Origin of the sequence: Bacillus sp. 2D03, assembly GCF_003946765.1 — a bacterium.
Lineage (GTDB): Bacteria > Bacillota > Bacilli > Bacillales > Bacillaceae_G > Bacillus_A > Bacillus_A cereus.
On sequence record NZ_RPSJ01000014.1, the window covers coordinates 119,611 to 138,572 of the forward strand.

Below are 18,962 nucleotides of genomic sequence, written 5' to 3' on the forward strand. Positions count from 1 at the left end.
CACTACTCTTTTGAATCCGCTTTCTTTAAAGAAAAAACAATTTCTATCATTCTTAACACCTACAAGTCTATACATCTATACTTTACATCTTTTTTTCATAGTTGTGTAGCTTTTACACAAATTTGTCAGTTTTTCATCTTAAAAATTGTTATCCGTTTTCAAGACACCTTCCTTGACTGTTGCATTGGCCAATACATATACTCGAAAGAAAAGAGAAAACTTTATATAGGGGATGAATATATGGGAGAAGCAATACTCGTAAAACGAGAACCGTTATGGACAAAAGAGTTTGTTGCTTTAATTTTTGCAAACTTATGTATGTTTTTAGGGTTTCAAATGTTAATTCCAACCTTACCTGTTTATGTGAAAGAAATTGGTGGCACAAGTTCCAATATCGGATTTGTTGTCGGCATGTTTACCGTTGCGGCACTTTTTGTTAGACCGCTAACTGGGAATGCCTTGCAAAAATTCAATAAAAAAATCATTTTAATGATCGGTACTGCTATCTGTTTACTCGCTATGGGCAGTTACCTTTTCGCCTCAACTATCTTTCTCTTGCTTGCTGTTCGTATTTTACACGGAGCTGGTTTCGGTATTACAACGACTACATATGGAACTGTCGTTTCTGATTTAATTCCCTCAGCTCGCCGCGGAGAAGGCATGGGATATTTTGGCCTTTCTGGAACAATTGCAATGGCCCTCGGTCCACTTATCGGACTATGGCTTATGCAAACATATAACTTCACAATTCTTTTTTTATGTGCATTATCGTGCACAATTGTTTCATTAATATTAACGAAACTACTTCAAATCCAAAAATCGAAACAGCCTCCACAACAATCATCTAGTACTTTTCTCGATGGATTTATTGAGCGTAAAGCTTTACTTCCTTCATTATTAATATTATGTATTACATTAATGTACGGAGGAATCGGAAGTTTTATCACTCTATTTGCTACAGAAGTCGGCATAGCTGATATTAGTCTCTTCTTTTTATGTAACGCACTAGCAATCGCTGTAACTCGTCCATTCTCTGGAAAGCTATATGATGCGAAAGGCCATACATTCGTCATCATTCCGGGAGTTATTATAACGTTTACAGGCATTATTTTATTGTCGTATACGACGACAATCCCGAGCTTAATCATTGCTGCAGCATGTTACGGAAGTGGTTTTGGAGCGATCCAACCTGCACTACAAGCATGGATGATTGACCGCGTAGCACCGCATCGACGCGGTGTAGCAACGGCTACATTCTTCTCCGCATTTGACCTTGGAATCGGCGCTGGAGCGATTATTTTTGGATTTATTGCTCACTTTACAAACTATGCAACTGTATATCGTTACTCCTCTCTATTACTTATTGCTTTTCTCTTCATTTACATTACAAGCATAAGAAAACAAAAGCATGGCGGTAAAAACAAGGAAAAAGCTGCTGGATAATTCAGTGGCTTTTTTATCGTGTTAAAAGAATTGTTTCCCCTCATGTTACTGTTATAAAACTACATGCATTTTCCTACATATTTTTTTAACTTTCATCAAAAAATATACGATGAACTCGCAGACGCTTTCCTTGATATTCAAATGAAAAACACTATTCTAAAGAGCGTGATTTTTTACAAAATTAAGATTTACACATGATGAAAACCAATAAAATACAGCTGTTTCTTTAAGGTATTGTAAACTTTTCTACCCTTTGTAAATTTAGTGTAAATTTTACTAGCAAATCGTTTACAGTGACTCAAGGTTCAGTTAATAATTACATCGTACATGAAATTTAAGGAGTGGAATGCGTGGAATATAATGTTCAAGATATGATCTTCCAGTTCATTGGTGGATTAGGTATTTTCTTATTCGGGATTAAATACATGGGCGATGGACTGCAACAAGCAGCTGGAGATCGTCTTCGTGATATTCTAGATCGTTTTACAACAAACCCACTCATGGGTGTACTAGCAGGTATGTTAGTTACGGTATTAATCCAATCCAGTTCAGGAACAACCGCTTTAACAGTCGGACTTGTAAGTGCAGGATTTATGACATTAAGACAAGCAATCGGTGTTATTATGGGTGCAAACATCGGTACGACAGTTACTGCATTTATTATCGGAATTAAAATCGGAGAATACGCTCTCCCAATTATGGCGGTTGGAGCTATCTTATTATTCTTCTTTAAAAATAAAAAAGTACATTCTTTAGGTCAAGTTATATTCGGCTTTGGTATGTTATTCTTCGGTTTGGAATTAATGAGCACAGGTATGAAACCTCTTCGCTCTTTAGAATCATTCCAAGAATTAACGGTTAGTATGAGTGATAACCCAATTTTAGGAGTTGTTGTCGGTACAGTCTTTACTTTAATTGTACAAAGTTCAAGTGCAACTATCGGTATTTTACAAGAACTATTCGGTCAAGGTGCAATCGATTTACAAGCTGCCCTTCCTGTATTATTTGGTGATAACATCGGTACAACAATTACAGCTGTATTAGCAGCAATCGGTACTTCTATTGCCGCAAGACGTGCAGCATTAGTTCACGTTATCTTTAATATCGTCGGTACAATTATATTTACGATTTTATTAGTACCATTTACAAGCTTAATTCAATATTTCCAAACATCATTAAACTTAAATCCAGAAATGACAATTGCATTTGCACACGGAACATTTAACATAACAAATGCAGTTATTCAATTCCCATTCATCGCTGTATTAGCATGGATTGTAACAAAACTTATTCGCGGCGAAGATTCTGCTATTGATTTCAAACCGCAGCATTTAAACCCAATTTTTATTGAGCAATCTCCAGCTATCGCTTTAACAGAAGCTCAAAAAGAAATTATCCGTATGGCTGAGTTTTCATTACATGGATTAAAAGAAGCAAACCAATTTTTAAATACACAAGACAAAAAACACGCTGACATGGCTACTCAATTAGAAGGAGCTATTAACAATTTAGATAAAAAAATTACCGAGTATTTAGTTTTACTATCAGAAAAGCCGCTTTCGCCTACAGATTCTGAAAAACATTCCGTTTTAGCAGGTGTTGTTGGAGATATTGAACGTGTCGGTGATCATGTAGAAAACCTTGTAGAACTTGTAGATTTCCAAATTTCAAACCGTGTTTCACTATCAGACGAAGCATTAGCTGAATTAAATGAAATGCTGGAATTAACAATTTCAACACTACAAGACTCAGTTGAAGCTTTAACAAACTTCGATACTGAACTAGCTCAAACTGTTATTGCTAAAGAACGCAAAATCGACCAAATGGAACGTGTTCTTCGTAAACGTCACGTATTACGTCTAAACGAACGCAGCTGTTCAGGTGATGCAAGTATCATCTTCGTCGATATGGTAAGTAACTTAGAGCGCATTGGCGATCACGCTGTAAATATCGCTGACGGTGTTTTAGGCGAACAAGGAAAAATCAATTTAAAACAATCATTATAATAAGAAAGAGACGCTAACGTAAGCGTCTCTTTCTTATTATATTTTAACAACTGTTCTTCCCTTTAACTTTCCTTGCAATATAAGTGTAAACTTCTCCTCTAATTCTTCTAATGTACATTCTCCTGTATAAGATCTTAACTCTTTATTACTCCATTCATTTGCTAAGAGCGTCCACACATCACTTCTCACATCTGCTGGACATTGCACAGAATCTATCCCTAAAAGGCTTATGCCTCGTAAAATAAACGGATATACCGTTGTTTGTAATTCCTGGCCTGCCACATTACCGCATGTCGTTACACAACCACCATACTTTACTGTTTTTAAAGCTGTTTCTAACATACGTCCACCTACAGTATCAATAACTCCGGCGTATATCCCTTTTAACATCGGTCTTCCTGATTCATCATTCAATTCCGCGCGATGAATCACTTTTTTCGCTCCTAGACGTAGTAGCATATCTTCCTCTTCCATTTTTCCTGTCGCTCCTACTACGTTAAACCCCAACTTACTTAATATACTAACAGCTACACTCCCTACGCCGCCTGTAGCACCCGTTACTAAAACATCTCCCATATTAGGCTTGATTCCTGCTCCAATAAGCTTATATACCGACAAAGCCGCAGTAAAACCTGCTGTCCCATACATCATACTTTCCTTTAATGACATTCCTTCTGGTAAAGGCACGACCCAAGATGATGGCACGCGAATATATTCTCCGAAACCACCAGAGGTATTCATACCTAAGTCATATCCCGTTACAATAACTTGATCTCCTGCCTTAAAAGAGTTATCTTCACTACTCACAACTTCTCCTGCAGCATCAATTCCCGGCGTATGAGGATATGTTCTCGTAACACCTTTATTACCAGTAGCTGAAAGAGCATCTTTATAATTTAATGAAGAATAATGAACCTGTATTAACACGTCTCCTTCAGGTAAACTACTTACTTCTCTCGCTACAACGTTTCTTACAAACTGCTTACTTTTTGTTTCGTTCACAACAATTGCTCGGAATGATGTATGATTCATTATGCTCTCTCCTTTATCCGTAAAGTTCTTCTTTATTATATAAAAAAACTTAGTAAACCTACTCGTTTCTTCTTGGCTATATTTCAACAAATCTTACTTCCCTATCACTTTCTCATAATATATATTTTCATTTCTACTAAAAGCCCTTATACTTATTCTACATCTGAAAAATAATATATAGAAAATCTGACTTTTTATAAATATATTGAATTTTTACGAAATGTAAATGTTTTGTAATGTTTTTTTTCGCTAAATTTCATTATAATAAGTGGATATGAGTGTCGTATTTCAATCCAAATGAAGGAGTACAGGAAATGGAGCAAAACCCATCTTTGCAAGAAAATACACGCAATAAACCGAAAAAAAATAAGAAAAAAATAAAAATTATTATAAGCGCTATACTATTCGTTTTATTAATAGGCGGCGGTTATACTTGGTTTTTAGTAAATAAAGCATCTTCTGCTGTTCGCAATGCCGCACACGATTTAGCACGCGGTGATAAATCTGATTTACGAGATAAAGCTGTAAAACCTATTACAAATAACGTCTCTGTTTTAATAATGGGTGTTGATGAAAGCGATGTCCGAGGAAAAGAATATGGTGAAGCTATAAGAACAGACGCCCTTTTGCTTGCAACATTTAATAAAGATAGCAAAACTGTTAAACTATTAAGTATCCCACGTGACACATATACTTATATTCCAATAGAAAAGAAAAAAGATAAAATTACACACGCTCATGCATTCGGTTCTGCTAAAAACGGAAAAAATGGTGGACCACAAGCAAGCATTGATGCAGTTGAAAAATTAATGAATGTTCCTGTCGATTATTTTGTAAAATTCAACTTTAAATCATTTATAAAAATCGTCGATGACTTGGGCGGTGTTGAAGTTGATGTACCAGTTGAATTTACTGAGCAAGATAGCAATGATAATGCTGAGGCTATTCACCTAGAAAAAGGTGTTCAAAAGCTAAATGGCGAAGAAGCTCTTGCTCTTGCTAGAACAAGACACATCGATAGTGATGCCATGCGTGGACAACGTCAACAACTCGTTATCGAGGCTATTTTAAAGAAACTAACAAGTGTTGGTTCTGTAACAAAAGTTGGTAACATCATTGATGATATTAACGGACAATTCGTTACAAACTTAACATTTGATGATATGCTTTCATTCTATAAATATGGATCGGATTCGGAAATTGAGAAATTACAAATCCAAGGTGATGATTGCTATATGGCAAAAGGTGACGATACTTGTAGCAAATCTGCTGGTGGTGGTCGAACTTACTACTACAATCCAGATAAAAAAGAATTAGCTAATGTTACAAATGAACTTCGTACTCATCTTGGGCTACCTGCATATACAAAGTCTGGCTCAGACTCTGATTCGAAAAAGACAAAAGAATCTAAGTCTGAAAATTCAAGTGAGCGCGAATCAAGTAACAATGAAGTGAAAAATAAGAACAAAAATAGCAGTGAAGATACAGAAACATCGTCTAACGACAATGAATAGTAAAGAAGCAGTACTCTATGGAGGTAGAGTACTGCTTCTTTTTATTTCGTCAGAATCAAAAATCAGAACTTTCTAACTATCTTTTTCAATATTTTTAAATTATAATAAATAGTAGCAATCTATTCCAATTATCAGGGGGCTCATACATATGAAAGCTGCAGTAAAACATAACATCTCAGATTTTAAAGACTACTTAAAATCCAACGATATATACATGGAAGAAAATATAGATGAAAATGATGGCTCTGTTCATTTTTCAGTAGGATTAGAGACAGAAGCTGGCGCAAAAATTCAACTTATCGCTGCTTTCCAAAACGAACATCCTACGGTGGATATATACTGCTTCAATGTTGCTCACGTGCCTGATGCAACATCAACAAATGATATTTTACATCTCATTAATGAATTAAATACATCTTATCGCTTTGCAAAATTCACATTAAATAAGCAAAATGCAATTGATATTTCAACATCTCTTGCATTCTCAGAACCAAACTTTAATCCAGCACTTGTCTTTGAACATACGAGAATGCTATATAAATTAGCGAATGACGAATATAAAAACTTAATGAAAGTGATTTGGGCGTAAATAAAAGGATGGGCTGCAAGCAGCGCCATCCTTTTACTTCGATATCATATCAATCCACATCTTAATAGCTGTACCTACAATCAAAATCGATAACATATATTGCAGCGCTTTTTGATTGATTTTCTTCCCAACTCGCGCTCCAAGCGGCGCAGCAAAGATACTTGCAATCGCAATAATAAGAGCTGGAATTACAACTACTTGCCCAGTTATCACTTTTCCAGTCGTAATCCCTATTGAGGAAATAAACGTAATAGCGATAGATGTTGCTATTGTTGTACGTAACGGCAATTTTAAAATAACTAGCATAATAGGAACTAAAAGAAATGCACCGCCAGCCCCAATAATACCGGAAACACCTCCTACAATAAATGCTAACAAACTTGCTAACCATTTATTATAATGAACTGCTCCGCTATTATTTTTCTTCGGTACAAACATCATAATAGCAGCAATTGTGGCTAAAGCTGCATAAACAACATTGACCGTATGTTCCGCTAATACGTTAGCACCAAAACTCCCTATGAAACTTCCTATTAATATACTAGCTCCCATATATACAACTAGCGTTTTATCCATATCATTACTTTTCCGATAGGCCCATGCCCCTGCAAAAGTTGCAAAGAATACTTGCACCGCTGTAATACCGCTCACTTCATGTGATGTATAGCCAGAAAATCCTAGCAATACCGGAATGTATAAGATCATCGGATAATTAATAATCGCACCGCCAATTCCAACCATTCCTGATATAAACGATCCTATAAATCCAATTATAAAAAGTAATACGACTAAGCTCATCTTACATCCCCTCCCTTCTAGAAAGAAGATGAATTAAATGAATAAGTTTACATTTCCATCCGAAGCATCTGCTAAATAAGCTCCTACTCCTGCAAACTCTACCCCTTCCATAATCTCTTCCTCTTTTAACCCTAATAAATCTACTGTCATTTGACAAGCGACAAGTTTAATCCCCTGTTCTTTCGCCAAATCGATTAAATCTGGTAAAGGCATCGCATTATGTTTTTTCATAATACCTTTAATCATCTTTGGTCCCATACCTGCAAAATTCATTTTTGATAATCCCATCTTATCCGCACCGCGTGGCATCATCTTTCCAAATACCTTTTCGATGAAAGTTTTCTTTACCTTCACATGCTCATCTTTCCTTAAAGCATTTAATCCCCAAAAAGTATGAAAAATAGTTACCTCTTGATCATACGCCGCTGCACCATTTGCAATAATATAAGCAGCCATTGCTTTATCATAATCTCCGCTAAATAAAACGATTGTTGTTTTCTTCTGTTGTTCCATGTTGTTCTCCCTCCGATTACCTATAGGGGTATTTCATCATTTATAAAAAGGTTCAAATCATGTATCTCTGTACTATACGACTTTACCTTCCCATGCTAACATACCACCTACCATATTAATTGCTTGAAAACCGTAGCTCTCTAAAAACTGAACTGCTCGTGCACTTCTTCCGCCAGAACGACAAACGATAATATACTCTTTCTTTTTATCCAACTCATGCATACGAAACTCTAATAGTCCTAGTGGAATATTACACGCTTCTGGAATTTTCCCTTCGGCTACTTCTTCTACTTCACGTACGTCCACGATATTTACTGCTTCTTTACGTAAAAATTTTTCTTCCAATTCTTTTACTGTCATTTCTTTCATTTTAAATTCCCTCCTCACAAACCATTCATACCGCCTGAAACATTGATAACGTGCTGAAATCCTAATTTCTTTAATACCTTTGCTGCTTGCTTACTTCTCATCCCGCTCTGACAAATAACAATTACTTCCTTATTTTTATCTAACTGATTTGCCTTACTCGCTAACTCATTTAGTGGGATATTTTGAAACCCTTTCATATGATTCCCTCTATACTCACCTACTGTACGTACATCGATAAATTGTTTATTCTTTTGCCCCATCATACGTTTTAAATCTTTTCCTGAAATATTTTTTACTCCTCTAACTGGTAAGAAGCGAGAAATAATAAACCACGATACAAGTACAATTAAGATTACATTCAATATTGTCTTTACATCCATAAAACTATTTAAACTCCTTCTATGCCTTTTTCCCGTCCAAATATATACTATAGCTTTGAATATGGAACCCTTTCTTTCTTAAAAAACGAACACTTAAATTCCGATCCACTTTATTATGAACAATAAGATGCAAAGGCTTATTTGGTATTTCATGATAATACCGTTTTAAATACGCATACGGTATACACATAATTCTAGAAGTGTTATCACTGTGACTCTCTGTATAATTGCGTACATCTACAACAACACTTTCCATTTTCCTTACTTGTTCTAACGAAATATATGCAACATTTAAAACCGGAATGTAACGTTTTACTAAACTTCCTAGCATCGATACTATTAGAGATATAACTATATAAGACATATATGATTATCCTCTTTACTTTCAATAATAAGCAGAGGATGTAATCTTCCACTTATTATTGAACCGCTATGCTTTCTTGATCCAGAACTTTAATTCACCAGATTCTTCCGTGTGTTTTAACACTTCATGACCGCCTTTTTGTGACCATGCTGGAATATCTTTAATCGCACCTTTATCTGTTAAGTGTACTTCTAACACTTCCCCCGATTGTAATGCTTCCATTGCTTTCTTTGTTTTTACAATTGGCATTGGACATGCTAATCCTTTTACATCTAATACTTCTTTCACTTTCATCTTGTTTGCCTCCTATTTTTATAATTAAGCTTTCTTAATCCAGAACTTTAATTCGCCTTCTTCGTTCTTACAATTGGCATTGGACATGCTAATCCTTTTACATCTAATACTTCTTTCACTTTCATCTTATATACCTCCTATTTTTATTACATTTGAAATCGAATTAATTATGAACAGCACAACGGTTTGGACCAATCTCCATTTCACGCTCTTCGTCTTGACTTGGATTTAATCGCCCCATATTTGTTTGACGAATTTCTTGATATGCATTCGGTTGAGGTGGTAAATTCTCCGTTACAACTTTACGAAACTCTCCCTCATCCTCAATATTTAATCCTGCATTATACGCAAATAAATCTTTTAATTTAGCACTAACAATACCACTCTCGTCCATTTCACTTATTTTTGAATAATGAGCCGGTAACACAACTAAGTTTTGAGATAGTTCTTTATATCTGCTATACAAAGTAGTACGTAAATCACTTACCCAATCTTCAGCTTTCCCAGCAAGGTCTGGACGTCCAATTGAATCTACAAATAAAATATCACCTGATAATAAATAGGAATCATCTACAATAAATGACGTACTTCCAATCGTATGCCCCGGTGAGTATAATGCATCAATTTCAATTTTAGTACCCCCCACCGTAATAACAGATCCTTCAACAAGTGGTTTATATGAGAACACAACTTCCTCTGCATCTTTTGGCGGTAACCAATACGTACCACCTACTTTTTCCGCTAACTTACGTCCGCCAGAAATATGGTCTGCATGTAAATGTGTATCCATTACATTCGTAATCGTAACGCCATGCTCTTTCGCAAACTCTTCGTACGCTTCAACTGTTCTTACTGCATCAATAACTGCTGCTTCACCGTTTGAAATAACCATATATGATAAGCAACCTTTTCCAAGACGGTTAAACTGATACATACTTCCGCCATCTTTTAAATCTCCCACTTTTATAGGCTTTACATATTCACTCCAAGCCTTCATACCACCAGATAAATAGTAAATATTTTCTAATCCAGCCTCTGTTAATTGCTCTGCTACAAATATAGAAGACCCTTCTTTTGCACATACTACTAAAACATCTTTATCTTTAGGTAGTTCACTGACAATACGATCTACACCCTCTAATAAATCAAAGTACGGCACATTCATTGAAGTAACTTCTTTTCCTTCAATTTTCCAACCTTCATAATCCGCCTCATTACGAACATCTAAAATAAACAACTCTCCGAATAAAACTTTCTCTGCAACATCTTTTGCTTGTAATGCTTTAACATTCATCTCATTACCCCCGTAGGTATATTTTTATTTAAAAAATTTTATTTTTCCACATTCCCTTTCCACTCTAACATGCCTGGGATGACATTTTTCACATTTGCATAACCTTTCTCTTTCAACATGTGACAAGCTACATCACTACGGTTACCAGTTCGACAAACGACATAAATTTGCTTCGTCTGATCTAATTCCGCACTACCAAGTTCGCCTAATGGAACTGAAATAGCCGATGGAATATGACCAAAAGCGAATTCCGCCGCTTCACGAACATCTACTATAATACACTCTTCACCACTTAATACTATCTCTTCCAATTCAGCATTCGTAATTGTATGAGGATATTTCACAATTTCATTCACTTCATGCTCGTTTGCTTTCCTAACATAATGCACCAATACATTATCCTCGTGTTTCGTCCCGATATATTGATGTCCTACTTTACCCGCCCAACTTTTTATATCTACCGTAGACCCTTTATCTGTTGCCTGAACTTCAATCACTTGCCCTGGTGCTAATCCTTCTATCGCCTTCTTCGTTTTCACAATCGGCATCGGACAAGCCAACCCTTTACAATCTAAACTCATATCCACTTTTATATTCATAGTCGATTCCTCCATAATTTATATACATATACCTGTAGGGGTATATTAAAATGTTTTTGAAAATCTGTCAACAATTATGTCTGACAGATTATCGGCTTTTTACAAGTAATTGAACAGCTTCTTTAATTAACTCTTCATTTGAAGCATTACCGCTTTCAAACTGCTCACGCAAACATTGCTCTAAATTTGTCCCAACAACAAGTCCAATTGTACGATCAAGTGCAGAACGAGATGCCGTTAACTGTGTAATAACCTCTCGGCAATCTTTTCCTTCTTCCATCATACGAAGTACACCACGAACTTGACCTTCAATACGTTTCAATCTATTTTTCATATCTTGATTATATTCCATCCTATAATCACCTCATTACCATTATGTCACTATTTATAACCTATGACAATATATTATACCCTATAGGGTATTTTGTAAACCCCTATTTTTAATATTTATCTTATATGTTCACAAAACAAGAAGTGAAACCTTACTATATAGGCTTTCATCTTCCACCAAATTTTGAAGTGGAAGATGAAAAAATATTAATATACAACACGTTCTGGTACTACTGTTCCGTATAATTTAAAGCCACCATCTAAGTTCTTTACCTTATATCCTTTTTCCATTAACATGCGCGCTGCAACATACCCTCTCATACCAAGTTGGCAAGTGATATATATTTCTTTGTCCATTGGCACTTCATCCAATCGATCACGTAATTCATCTAACGAAATATTAATAGAACCTTTCATCATTCCTTGTTTGAGTTCATTCGGCTCTCGAACATCAATAAGATATCCACCATTTTCAACAATATGATCTATTTCATGCCATTGTACTGTGTCCACGAAACCATCTACTATATTACTTGCTGCATACCCTACCATGTTTACTGGGTCTTTTGCAGAAGAATAAGGCGGGGCGTATGATAATTCTAAATCAGGCAAATCGATTACAGTTAAGTTTGCCTTCATTGCCGTTGCGATAACATCAATACGCTTATCTACACCGTCACGCCCTAACGCCTGCGCCCCATAAATTTTTCCGCTTTCTTTATTAAAAATTAATTTTATTAGCACTGGCGTAGCATTCGGATAATATCCCGCATGAGAATTCGCTTGTACATGTACTACCTCGTAGGGTATATTTAATCGTTTTAATATTTTCTCATTTACGCCCGTCGCAGCAACTGTTAAATCAAAAACTTTAGCTACAGAAGTTCCCATCGTACCTTTATATAAAGAATCTGTATGGCCATGAATAATATCTGCTAACATGCGGCCTTGACGATTAGCTGGCCATGCTAACGGAATCATCGTTTCTGTTTCTGTAACAAAATCCTTCACTTCAATCGCATCACCAATTGCATATATGTGCGGGTCCGACGTTTGAAAACGCTCATCTACCTTTATCGTTCCTTTAACTCCTAGTGCTAACCCTGCATCCTTCGCTAAACTACTCTCTGGTTGCACACCAATTGCTAAAATAATCATATCTGTCTTTATGATTGAACCACTTTTTAAACGTACAACAGTCCCGTGCTCTTCTAACGCATCTACACCGTCTTCTAAAACAAGCTCAACATTGTGATTTCTCATATGTTCATGTACGTATGCTGCCATTTCATAATCGATTGGTGGCATTACTTGATTCGCCATCTCTACAAGAGTAACATCAATTCCTCGTTCTCTTAAGTTTTCAACCATTTCCACTCCAATAAATCCGCCACCAATAACCGTCGCATGACGTGGTTTCTTCTCATCAATATACGCTTTTATACGATCTGTATCAGGTACATTTCGTAACGTAAACATCGCCTTCGCTTCTTCAATACCCGGAATAGGTGGAACAATTGGTTTTGCCCCTGGTGAAAGAATTAAAATATCATATTCCTCGTTGTATGTTTCATTTGTAGTTACATTCTTTATCGTAATTGTTTTCTCTTCTTTATTAATCTTTACTACTTCACTCAATACACGTATATCTAGATTAAAGCGCTTTGACATTCTTTCAACAGTTTGTACTAATAACTTTTGTCTTTCTGTAATAACACCGCCAATATAGTATGGTAAGCCACAATTTGCAAATGAAATATATTCACCGCGCTCCACCATAATAATTTCATCTTCTTCACTTAAACGACGAAGCCTTGCAGCTACTGATGCCCCGCCAGCAACTCCGCCTACTACAACAATTTTTCTAGACATATTTCAAACCTCCATGTTATTTATTATTTGATTTCCTCATGCATTAAACAAAAACCTATACCTGTATGGGTATATGATAGAGTATAAAAAATTTAATTTCAATCAATATGTCTTTCTTTCACAAATTTGAAACAAATAAAGTGAAACTTTAATCATCCCTCACCAATCGGGCTTTTACGGACAGTTAATCCCCCACCTAACTTCTTTGCTTCCGCTGAATTTTGAGGTGGGGGTCTTACTGCCCGGCAAATAGCGAGATAAAAAAGAACTTAGATATCTCCAAGTTCTTTTACGTATAGTTCTATAACTTTCTGTACGATTAAACCAATGTATAAATACGTGTTTTGAAAATTTAAATACACCTGTATTTAAATTTTCAAAATCAATAGCTTCTTCACATAAGGTTAGATCCATTCCACGTAAAATTCTTTAATGCCACAACCTGAGAAAACGAATCCCAATGGACTCTTTTTCTACAATGATATATTTATTTTTTTCGTTGCACCTCTATCATTAATCATAACCATCTGTATCTCGTTATTTGGCAAAAATACGATATATTTTCCCGTTCTCACATTCCTCCAAATAACTTTTCCTTCTTCGTCTGTTTTCCCTATTGAGATCCCAATTTCTTTACTGGGTTCAGGTGATTCGTCTTTCATAAGTATAATTTCAAAATCTTTTATTGGCTGTTTTTCTTTATTTTTTACGTGAAAAGTTACAGAATTAACAACCTTACTAAACTTCTTTTCATTATTTGCTATAGAACTAGACATTATGATTATGACCAGTACACAACATAAAATCCATAAAAGCTTATTATATTTATTCAGACCATTTTTTAAGATTATTAAAAACATCGTCTGTCACCCGGTTTCCAGAATTCCAAGAATTACTTCCTACTGTATGGGTAGCTATTATTGTTACACCCGTGCGAGAATAGTCATGATATACGGGTGCTCCACTTTGACATCCATAAGTGTCCATCCTATATGTTAAAATTCTAGGACTAGTGCCTTCAATTGGTCCATAATCTGTCCACATAGTATATTTTTCATTTCCTACTTTATCACACGGATACCCTGGAACTACTGCGAGTAACCCCTTTGGAGACTCTACATTAGTAGTTCTATATCCTAACCACCCTGTATAATCTCCAGGAGATCCATTTAATTTAATGGCTCCATAATCAAATTCCGAATCTCCATCATCAGTCCATCCACTTACTGAATAAAGCTTTGTCCAACTATAAGGCAAATACGGTGCTTGGTTTCCATTTCTACCAGGAGTCACAATAACATTTTTTGCCCATCCACCAAGCTTTTTATTGTAAACACAGTGCCCAGCTGTAAATACTGTATCTTTACTAATTAGCGCTCCTGTACACCCATAAACCTCTTGTCCATTAAATTGAATTACTATGTGTACTATAGCCCTATAAGGATACAAAGTTGTATCAGTAACTCTAATTCGATCATCTCTTCCTATTATAGAATGTGTAAGGATATTAGATGGATAATTAAAATTACTGTCTCTTAATAAGTATCCCCAATCTTCCCCACCATGTTTACGCCCTTCAAATGAAGGTGAAACAAGATCTTCTCCCCTTCGATCATTACTATACAAAGATTGTTCTTGAAAAAGTACACGTTCTCCCTCATTTGAAACTGATGTCCACGGTACATCTTCTGCATACACCTTCTGATTCACCAAAAATACTATACAAAAAAAGATAAAAAGAACACCAAAACTATAAAGAGCCAACCTACATCTTATAGAAATAAAGCTATACAACATAACTTACCTCCTATACAAATGATAGCGAACAATTGAAGATCCCTTTATAAATTCTAGTTTTTCTTTTTTTAAAAGTCAACGTAATTAATAATGATAATCATTATTAATTACGTTGACTTAACAAAATCACACAATTAGTCATATTCTTTACTCTGCGTTCAAAAATCTGTCTCATTAAAGTTTCACCATATTACATAAATCCATAACCTTTTTCACAATCAACTCCGCAGTATTCTCTCCCGGTGGCATTAACAAATTTGTAACTGTTCCATACACAATAGGACTTAATTCTACTTCATATCCGCCATATGCATATTCGTCTTTTGTCGGTAAATAACCAAGATATCCGTTCATATATCCACCAAAGAAAGCCAATTCATTTTGAAGGCTCTCTTTCATTTCTAAGGCAGTTTCTGAAAAAGGTTCCATCGGTATACCTGAAAACATACCATCATTAACTTGAAACAGTTGCACTTCTAAATCAATACTTAACCGCCGAATACCTTGCCTATATTTCTCTAAAACGATAGTAAGCCATTCTTCCGTATTTACGCCCCACTGCTTCTCAGCTAATCGAGCCATGCTTCGTATCTCATCAATTTCAGGAATATCATTCAACTTCATTTGCACCGTACTTGAAACTGTCCTTAAATTTAAAATTGGGCTATATGTAACTGCTGGCAACATCGTTAATATATGTCCACTAAGTATGTAAGCCATTTGTTTTAACGCTTCACTTGAACCGCGATACTTTGCATTTACATTACCAGCAGCTCCTTGCACAATAATAACAGGACAGTTTACGATTTTCTCAAGAATCTCTCTCGTCATTCCAGGATAATCTGCTGATAATACATCGCTATCACCTTTTAAAACATTCGGATGCGCAGTACAAAATACTAAAACCCCAGATAACTCCTTCGTTTCAGCATCTCTTATTGCTAACATACCAATTCGTTTATCTACAACACCATCTATATTTGTTCCCATCTTCGCTTTTCCATCAGATGTTCTCTCTCTTCGATTGACCCCAATATCACCTGTCGTAACACTCCAGCCAACTTCACATCGCTTCAAGTTTTTATTAGCAGTAACAGCACCTTGCACCACATTATTTACTAAAATCGTTTTATACGACTGTACGAGCGAATTATCACCGACCGTTTCTGGACCAGAGTGGGTATGTGTATAAACAACTGTTATTCGCTCAAATGGAACATGAAGCCTACTTGCTACTCGCTCACGAATCATATTCGTATCTTCTACTAACATTCCAATATTATCAATACTTATAAACACAGTTTTCATTTCATCTTTTTCAAATACAAAAACTGTCCCATAAATACGCTCTTCAATATTATTTATTCCTGTCTCTCTATGATATCCGACAAAATCAATACCTACAGGCGGCGTAATATCAACCTTGCATACCCCTACTTTGCTCATTTTAATCGCTCCATTTCTCTATATAACTCCCTTTTTTCAAGAATAGCATATTTTTCCTATTTTAAATAAAAAAGAACGGACACAGTATCCTATGTCCGTTCTTCCCCTCACACATACTTCCGATGCACCATCTTCCCATCATAAGAAAACACAACGCCCTTACTCTCCACAATGGACTCCATATGCACCGTTCTTCCCCATAATTGATGAAGATATGGCAGTACTTTTTCTAAGTATTTTAAATCGAGTTCGATTCCTTCGTAACTATGTTTAATGTATAATTCTCCGTTCTTTAAGTAGTCTCCATCTTCTACTACTAAGTACGGGAACCCACCATTTGTCCGCATATTTACGAGTTGATCACGCACATTCTCCCATTCTTTATCTATTACTTTATATTCTTTTCCTTGGCGCTGGAATAAGTACATATCTTCTCGCATAACAAGATCTTTATTTAAGTAGTTTCTTAAGAACGATACGTCCCACTCAATTTCACGTACTTCAAAAATTTTGTCTCGACCAGATCCTGGTTTTACACCGCGTCGTTTCATTTCTTCTGTCGGGTTGTTGTAGCGCTCCTCTATATCTTCAAACATTTTAATACCGAGGTAGTATGGGTTAATGCTTGTTTTTGATGGTTGAACTACACCTGCATTAAGCTTTGCAAATTCAATCGCTTCAGAAGATGTTAAGTCCATTTCACGGAGTATGCGTTGATGCCAGAAGGAAGCCCAGCCTTCATTCATAATCTTCGTTTCAAGCTGTGGCCAGAAATATAACATTTCCTCGCGCATCATCGTTAATATGTCGCGCTGCCACTCTTCTAGCTCACGGCTATATTCTTCAATAAAGAGGAGTAAATCTTTTTCTGGCTGCGGTGGGATTTTCTTCTTTTTATGCATATTAGGTCGTTCCCTCTTTTTGTTTCGATCATCTAAATTCCATAAATCATCGTACTGTGATATCTTCTTCTTTTCTACATCCTCTTCTAAATCTCCAATACTCCAAGCAAGTTTCGGACGCATAAGCGATGGATCAATATGTTCTTGAATGGCAAGTACTGCATCCAAGAACGTTTCTACCTCTTCTCTTCCATACTTATGTTCATACGCCTTCACACGATCTGCTGTCGCTGCCATACTCTCCACCATATCGCGTTTCGTATTAGAGAAACGAATATTATTTTTGAAGAAATCACAGTGCGCTAAAACGTGCGCTACAATTAATTTATTTTGAATTAAAGAATTCGTATCTAATAAAAAGGCGTAACATGGATCAGAGTTAATAACGAGTTCGTATATTTTACTAAGACCTAAATCGTATTGTAATTTCATTCTGAAAAACTGTTTTCCAAAACTCCAATGTGAAAACCTCGTCGGCATCCCATATGCACCGAATGTATAAATAATTTCCGCTGGACATACTTCATAACGCATCGGATAAAAATCAAGCCCAAATCCAGTCGCAATTTCCGTAATTTCCGCAATCGCATATTGCAGTGCTTTATCGTCACTTGCTCTCATTATTTTCCCTCCTTACACTTTCCCTTAAGAAAGTGTATGATGAAGAACAAGCTTTCATGAGGATTGATTGCATAATAAAAAGACACCCCCGCAAAAACGAGAATGTCTCATCTATTAACCTTCAATAATCTCCATCTTCTCCGTAATCGGAGTACGAGCTTTTCCTTCTGGCGCTTTATCGAAATAGCCCAGGTGAAGAATTCCAACGATACGTTGACCTCTTGTTAAACCGATTCCTTCTATAAATAATGGATTGTAGTTTAATCCGCCTGATTTCCAAACGCAACCTAATCCGCGTTCCCAAGCAAGAAGTTGGAAGTTTTGCATAAATGCACATGTTGCAGCGTAATCTTCATCACGTTGAATTTGACGCGGATCTTCATTTATATATACAACGATTTGTGCAGGCGTGTTTAAGAAACGATCTGATAAAATTTTACCGCGTTTCGCTCTTTCTTCTTCTGTGAAAGAGTTTAATACTGCATCTACTAATTTCTTGCGGCCTTCTCCGATGTATAGTTTACAATTCCATGGTTCACGGTGCTTATGATTTGGTGCCCATGTTGCATCGTTTAATAGTTCAATTAATAGATCTTTTTCTACTGCTTTGTCTGTAAATGTACGAACAGAGCGCCTTTCTTTAATCACATTAGCGATGGAAGTATATGTAGTCATATTTATCTCTCCCTTATTTTTATCTATATGTATAAGTTTATCTTCATTATTGATATTGATTTTCAATTTCGATTATACCTTAGTTTTTTACTATTAATCAATGTTTTATGTTGGAAAACTTCTA

20 protein-coding genes and 1 pseudogene are annotated in these 18,962 nt (G+C 35.9%); 4 read left to right on the forward strand and 17 right to left on the reverse strand.

The genetic code is table 11. The features are described from left to right. Positions 1–240: 240 nt before the first annotated feature. Positions 241–1,443, forward strand: a complete 1,203-nt coding sequence (locus EBQ15_RS25790; protein ID WP_000503238.1) for an MFS transporter — start codon at positions 241–243, stop codon at positions 1,441–1,443. Between the two features lie 350 nt (positions 1,444–1,793). After that, positions 1,794–3,449, forward strand: coding sequence for a Na/Pi cotransporter family protein (locus EBQ15_RS25795; RefSeq protein ID WP_000456264.1), 1,656 nt, complete (start codon positions 1,794–1,796; stop codon positions 3,447–3,449). 36 nt (positions 3,450–3,485) lie between these two features. On the opposite strand, the gene EBQ15_RS25800 is transcribed toward EBQ15_RS25795, so the two are convergent. Next, positions 3,486–4,481: a YhdH/YhfP family quinone oxidoreductase gene (locus EBQ15_RS25800; protein WP_001017000.1), complete on the reverse strand. Its 996-nt coding sequence runs from the start codon at positions 4,479–4,481 to the stop codon at positions 3,486–3,488. Between the two features lie 314 nt (positions 4,482–4,795). On the opposite strand from EBQ15_RS25800, the gene EBQ15_RS25805 reads away from it, so the two are divergent. Continuing rightward, on the forward strand, positions 4,796–5,995 hold the full coding sequence (locus EBQ15_RS25805) for an LCP family protein (protein ID WP_000437393.1): 1,200 nt from the start codon (positions 4,796–4,798) through the stop codon (positions 5,993–5,995). A gap of 148 nt (positions 5,996–6,143) precedes the next feature. Continuing rightward, positions 6,144–6,584 (forward strand): YbjN domain-containing protein, encoded by a 441-nt coding sequence (locus EBQ15_RS25810; protein ID WP_000642360.1) that lies wholly within the window; start codon positions 6,144–6,146, stop codon positions 6,582–6,584. A gap of 33 nt (positions 6,585–6,617) precedes the next feature. Here the strand turns inward: EBQ15_RS25810 and EBQ15_RS25815 are convergent, their stop codons facing one another. The 16 genes and pseudogenes from EBQ15_RS25815 to EBQ15_RS25885 form a co-directional block, all read right to left on the reverse strand. Beyond that, entirely contained in the window at positions 6,618–7,382 is a 765-nt protein-coding gene (locus EBQ15_RS25815; protein ID WP_000060713.1) for a sulfite exporter TauE/SafE family protein, read from the reverse strand. Between the two features lie 33 nt (positions 7,383–7,415). Continuing rightward, positions 7,416–7,895, reverse strand: a complete 480-nt coding sequence (locus tag EBQ15_RS25820) for a DsrE/DsrF/DrsH-like family protein (RefSeq protein WP_000437728.1) — start codon at positions 7,893–7,895, stop codon at positions 7,416–7,418. Between the two features lie 72 nt (positions 7,896–7,967). Next, entirely contained in the window at positions 7,968–8,264 is a 297-nt protein-coding gene (locus tag EBQ15_RS25825; RefSeq protein WP_000661813.1) for a rhodanese-like domain-containing protein, read from the reverse strand. A gap of 14 nt (positions 8,265–8,278) precedes the next feature. After that, complete coding sequence (locus EBQ15_RS25830) at positions 8,279–8,644, reverse strand: rhodanese-like domain-containing protein (RefSeq protein WP_000382694.1); 366 nt, start codon at positions 8,642–8,644, stop codon at positions 8,279–8,281. Positions 8,645–8,663: 19 nt separating this feature from the next. Beyond that, complete coding sequence (locus EBQ15_RS25835; protein WP_000120509.1) at positions 8,664–9,008, reverse strand: hypothetical protein; 345 nt, start codon at positions 9,006–9,008, stop codon at positions 8,664–8,666. Positions 9,009–9,074: 66 nt separating this feature from the next. Further along, positions 9,075–9,302: a sulfurtransferase TusA family protein gene (locus EBQ15_RS25840; protein ID WP_000864996.1), complete on the reverse strand. Its 228-nt coding sequence runs from the start codon at positions 9,300–9,302 to the stop codon at positions 9,075–9,077. A 53-nt stretch (positions 9,303–9,355) separates the two neighbouring features. After that, a pseudogene (locus EBQ15_RS31465) lies at positions 9,356–9,427 on the reverse strand (sulfurtransferase TusA family protein); the annotation flags it as partial. 38 nt (positions 9,428–9,465) lie between these two features. Next, positions 9,466–10,596 carry an MBL fold metallo-hydrolase gene (locus tag EBQ15_RS25845; RefSeq protein WP_001101019.1) on the reverse strand — a complete coding sequence of 377 codons (1,131 nt, stop codon included), beginning with the start codon at positions 10,594–10,596 and terminating at the stop codon, positions 9,466–9,468. A 38-nt stretch (positions 10,597–10,634) separates the two neighbouring features. After that, on the reverse strand, positions 10,635–11,210 hold the full coding sequence (locus tag EBQ15_RS25850) for a sulfurtransferase TusA family protein (RefSeq protein ID WP_001999122.1): 576 nt from the start codon (positions 11,208–11,210) through the stop codon (positions 10,635–10,637). A 73-nt stretch (positions 11,211–11,283) separates the two neighbouring features. Continuing rightward, positions 11,284–11,547: a metal-sensitive transcriptional regulator gene (locus EBQ15_RS25855; protein WP_000456205.1), complete on the reverse strand. Its 264-nt coding sequence runs from the start codon at positions 11,545–11,547 to the stop codon at positions 11,284–11,286. A gap of 185 nt (positions 11,548–11,732) precedes the next feature. Next, the gene (gene cdr / locus EBQ15_RS25860) at positions 11,733–13,397 is read right to left on the reverse strand and encodes a CoA-disulfide reductase (protein ID WP_000087593.1); all 1,665 of its coding nucleotides are present in this window, start codon (positions 13,395–13,397) and stop codon (positions 11,733–11,735) included. A 473-nt stretch (positions 13,398–13,870) separates the two neighbouring features. After that, the gene (locus EBQ15_RS25865) at positions 13,871–14,257 is read right to left on the reverse strand and encodes a DUF2606 family protein (protein WP_000478585.1); all 387 of its coding nucleotides are present in this window, start codon (positions 14,255–14,257) and stop codon (positions 13,871–13,873) included. Beyond that, on the reverse strand, positions 14,223–15,194 hold the full coding sequence (locus tag EBQ15_RS25870; RefSeq protein ID WP_000966972.1) for a trypsin-like serine peptidase: 972 nt from the start codon (positions 15,192–15,194) through the stop codon (positions 14,223–14,225). The genes EBQ15_RS25865 and EBQ15_RS25870 overlap by 35 nt, the downstream gene beginning before the upstream one ends. Positions 15,195–15,368: 174 nt before the next feature. Then, positions 15,369–16,640 (reverse strand): neutral/alkaline non-lysosomal ceramidase N-terminal domain-containing protein, encoded by a 1,272-nt coding sequence (locus tag EBQ15_RS25875; RefSeq protein WP_000048708.1) that lies wholly within the window; start codon positions 16,638–16,640, stop codon positions 15,369–15,371. Positions 16,641–16,747: 107 nt separating this feature from the next. Continuing rightward, positions 16,748–18,163, reverse strand: a complete 1,416-nt coding sequence (spoVR, locus tag EBQ15_RS25880) for a stage V sporulation protein SpoVR (protein WP_001202724.1) — start codon at positions 18,161–18,163, stop codon at positions 16,748–16,750. Positions 18,164–18,277: 114 nt separating this feature from the next. Next, positions 18,278–18,838 (reverse strand): nitroreductase family protein, encoded by a 561-nt coding sequence (locus tag EBQ15_RS25885; protein WP_000214816.1) that lies wholly within the window; start codon positions 18,836–18,838, stop codon positions 18,278–18,280. Positions 18,839–18,962: the final 124 nt, after the last annotated feature.

Excerpts from the sequence above, each read along its gene's own strand:
- EBQ15_RS25790 (WP_000503238.1), top strand. The coding sequence starts at position 241 with ATGGGAGAAGCAATACTCGTAAAACGAGAACCGTTATGGACAAAAGAG.
- EBQ15_RS25800 (WP_001017000.1), bottom strand. The coding sequence starts at position 4,481 with ATGAATCATACATCATTCCGAGCAATTGTTGTGAACGAAACAAAAAGT.
- EBQ15_RS25805 (WP_000437393.1), top strand. The coding sequence starts at position 4,796 with ATGGAGCAAAACCCATCTTTGCAAGAAAATACACGCAATAAACCGAAA.
- EBQ15_RS25810 (WP_000642360.1), top strand. The coding sequence starts at position 6,144 with ATGAAAGCTGCAGTAAAACATAACATCTCAGATTTTAAAGACTACTTA.
- EBQ15_RS25815 (WP_000060713.1), bottom strand. The coding sequence starts at position 7,382 with ATGAGCTTAGTCGTATTACTTTTTATAATTGGATTTATAGGATCGTTT.
- EBQ15_RS25820 (WP_000437728.1), bottom strand. The coding sequence starts at position 7,895 with ATGGAACAACAGAAGAAAACAACAATCGTTTTATTTAGCGGAGATTAT.
- EBQ15_RS25825 (WP_000661813.1), bottom strand. The coding sequence starts at position 8,264 with ATGAAAGAAATGACAGTAAAAGAATTGGAAGAAAAATTTTTACGTAAA.
- EBQ15_RS25830 (WP_000382694.1), bottom strand. The coding sequence starts at position 8,644 with ATGGATGTAAAGACAATATTGAATGTAATCTTAATTGTACTTGTATCG.
- EBQ15_RS25835 (WP_000120509.1), bottom strand. The coding sequence starts at position 9,008 with ATGTCTTATATAGTTATATCTCTAATAGTATCGATGCTAGGAAGTTTA.
- EBQ15_RS25840 (WP_000864996.1), bottom strand. The coding sequence starts at position 9,302 with ATGAAAGTGAAAGAAGTATTAGATGTAAAAGGATTAGCATGTCCAATG.
- EBQ15_RS25845 (WP_001101019.1), bottom strand. The coding sequence starts at position 10,596 with ATGAATGTTAAAGCATTACAAGCAAAAGATGTTGCAGAGAAAGTTTTA.
- EBQ15_RS25850 (WP_001999122.1), bottom strand. The coding sequence starts at position 11,210 with ATGGAGGAATCGACTATGAATATAAAAGTGGATATGAGTTTAGATTGT.
- EBQ15_RS25855 (WP_000456205.1), bottom strand. The coding sequence starts at position 11,547 with ATGGAATATAATCAAGATATGAAAAATAGATTGAAACGTATTGAAGGT.
- cdr (WP_000087593.1), bottom strand. The coding sequence starts at position 13,397 with ATGTCTAGAAAAATTGTTGTAGTAGGCGGAGTTGCTGGCGGGGCATCA.
- EBQ15_RS25865 (WP_000478585.1), bottom strand. The coding sequence starts at position 14,257 with ATGTTTTTAATAATCTTAAAAAATGGTCTGAATAAATATAATAAGCTT.
- EBQ15_RS25870 (WP_000966972.1), bottom strand. The coding sequence starts at position 15,194 with ATGTTGTATAGCTTTATTTCTATAAGATGTAGGTTGGCTCTTTATAGT.
- EBQ15_RS25875 (WP_000048708.1), bottom strand. The coding sequence starts at position 16,640 with ATGAGCAAAGTAGGGGTATGCAAGGTTGATATTACGCCGCCTGTAGGT.
- spoVR (WP_001202724.1), bottom strand. The coding sequence starts at position 18,163 with ATGAGAGCAAGTGACGATAAAGCACTGCAATATGCGATTGCGGAAATT.
- EBQ15_RS25885 (WP_000214816.1), bottom strand. The coding sequence starts at position 18,838 with ATGACTACATATACTTCCATCGCTAATGTGATTAAAGAAAGGCGCTCT.